A 2,426-nucleotide genomic window follows, 5' to 3' on the forward strand; every position below is an offset into this window, starting at 1 on the left:
GCCGCCCAAGCCGGCCTCAGGGTGCCGCAGACGGCCACGCCGTTCGAGGCGCTGGCCTGGGCCATCACCGGCCAGCAGATCAGCGTGGCGGCCGCGGTGACGCTGCGCCGGCGCATGCTGCTGCTGTGCGATTGCAGGCACTCTTCCGGGCTGCTGTGCCACCCGGATGCGGCGCGGCTGGCGGCGCTGACGGCGGATCAACTGGGCGAGGCCGGCTTTTCCCGCGCCAAAAGCCGCGCCTTGCTGGCCCTGAGCCAGGGCGTGGTCAGCGGGATGCTGCCGTTGGATGACTGGCTGGATGGCGCGCTGGCCGACGACATCGCCGAGCGCTTGCTGGCGGTGCCGGGCATCGGTCCGTGGACGGTCAGCTACGCCTTGCTGCGCGGTTACGGCTGGCTGGACGGCTCGCTGCATGGCGATGTGGCGGTGCGCAAGGCGCTGGGCATGCTCTTGGGGATGGCGGATAAGCCGGATCCGCAGCGGACGCAGGATTGGCTGCGGGATTTCGCGCCCTGGCGCGCGCTGGTGGCGGCCCATTTGTGGGCCTTGCTGCAGGCGGGCGGCTTCTGAGCGACAGGCTTGCTGCTGCGCTGCGTTTTTGACTATCTCTAATAGAACTAATAAGACGTTCGGAAAGAGGCGAGTCATGCGCAGGCCGAGCAGAATCGGTTTGGTGTTGTCCGGCGGCGGCGCGCGCGCAGCCTATCAGGTTGGGGTGTTGCTGGGCATTTCCCGGCTGTTGCCCGATCCGGAGCGCAACCCTTTTCCCATCATTTGCGGCACTTCGGCCGGCGCGATCAATGCCGTGGCGTTGGCATCGGGCGCCGGCAACTATCAATTGGCGGTGTCCACGTTGGCCAAGGTGTGGAAACAGCTGCACATCCATGACGTCTACGACGCCAGCACGCTCTACTTCGTCAAAACCTTCCTGCATTTCGGACTTTCGCTGCTGAGCGGCGGTCGACTCTGGCGCAATCCGCAGAGTTTTCTCGATAATGCACCGCTGCGCGGCCTGTTGGGGCGGATCATGAATTTCGATGACGTGGACCGCTCCATTCATAGCGGCGCCCTGCAGGCGCTGGCGCTCACCGCGTCCTGTTACACCACGGGCATGTCGGTCACGTTTTTCCAGGGAACGGAGACGCTGGACGAGTGGTCGCGCTATCAGCGGCAAGGCCTGCGCGAACGCATCGGCCTGGATCATGTGATGGCGACCTCGGCCATTCCGCTGATCTTCCCGTCGGTGAAAATAGGGGAGAAGTTTTATTGCGACGGCGCGGTGCGCCAGCTGTCGCCCTTGTCGCCGGCGCTGCACCTGGGGGCGGAGAAGCTGTTCGTGGTGGGCTTGGCCAGTCAGCGGCCCGATACGATAGAGCGGCGCAATGTCGGCTCCTATCCGCTGCCGGCCCAGGTGTTCGGCCACTTGCTCAACAGCGTGTTCATCGACAGCATGGCGGTGGATATGGAGCGCTTGCAGCGCGTCAATCACACGGTTTCCCTGCTGCAGGATCACGCCGAGCTGGCCTGCCGGACCTCGCTGAAGAGGGTGGAGATTTTCCAGCTGAATCCCAGCAAGTCGCTGGAGGGCATTGTTTACCGCCATACCGATCTGTTTCCTCCGGTATTACGCTTCATCATGAAGGGCACGGGCGGCACCAAGCAGCGCGGCACGGCCTTGGCCACCTATTTGCTGTTCGAGCCGGGGTACTGCCGCGAGCTGATTGCGCTGGGCTACCATGACGCGCTGGCTCACAAAGAAGAGATCCGGGCTTTTCTGGAATTGTGAGCATTCGGAACTTTGCCAAGCCGCCCCAATCTGAGCTTTTCCGTTTACACTGCGTTACTCGCAAGACATATCAGGAAAGGCTAAGGGGCATGGGTTTGAATATCAGCAACCGGCAAGGGTTTTTATTGGTGGCGGCGGCTTGCGCCGGCGCCATCGGCTTTGCGCTGTTCGCGCAATATCAGCTGGGCGAAGAGCCTTGCCCGCTGTGCATTCTGCAGCGCATAGGGGTGATGGCGGTGGGCGTCTGCGCGCTGCTGGCCGCGTTGCATAATCCGGGCAGAACCGGCGCCAGGGTATGGGCGGGCTTGGTGACGCTGTCCGCGCTGGCGGGCGGCGGGGTGTCGGTGCGCCAGCTGTGGCTGCAAAGCCTGCCGGCGGACCAGGTGCCGCAATGCGGGCCGGGGCTGGAGTTCCTGATGGAGTCTTTCCCCTTGTGGGAGGTGCTGTCCAAGGTGCTGAAGGGCAGCGGCGAGTGCGCGGCGATCCAGGGCCGTTTTCTCGGCATGACCATGCCGTTCTGGGTGGCGGTGTTCTTTGTGGGCGTGATTGTCTGGACGTTGTGGCTGGTGAGCCGTCGCCGCGGCTGATGGTCGGCCCGATTCAATCCTGCAGCGCGGACGCATCGTCCGCGCTTTTTTGC

Annotated in this window: 3 protein-coding genes; all 3 read left to right on the forward strand. The window is 64.0% G+C overall.

Going from position 1 to position 2,426, the window contains the following annotated elements; genetic code table 11:
- A partial coding sequence (locus BI343_RS10245; protein WP_139165702.1) for a DNA glycosylase family protein occupies positions 1-570 on the forward strand: 570 nt, incomplete at its 5' end.
- A 76-nt stretch (positions 571-646) separates the two neighbouring features.
- Complete coding sequence (locus BI343_RS10250) at positions 647-1,786, forward strand: patatin-like phospholipase family protein (protein WP_071109624.1); 1,140 nt, start codon at positions 647-649, stop codon at positions 1,784-1,786.
- Between the two features lie 89 nt (positions 1,787-1,875).
- Positions 1,876-2,373: a disulfide bond formation protein B gene (locus BI343_RS10255; RefSeq protein ID WP_071109625.1), complete on the forward strand. Its 498-nt coding sequence runs from the start codon at positions 1,876-1,878 to the stop codon at positions 2,371-2,373.
- Positions 2,374-2,426 lie beyond the last annotated feature (53 nt).

This window comes from Chromobacterium amazonense (genome assembly GCF_001855565.1).
Lineage (GTDB): Bacteria > Pseudomonadota > Gammaproteobacteria > Burkholderiales > Chromobacteriaceae > Chromobacterium > Chromobacterium amazonense.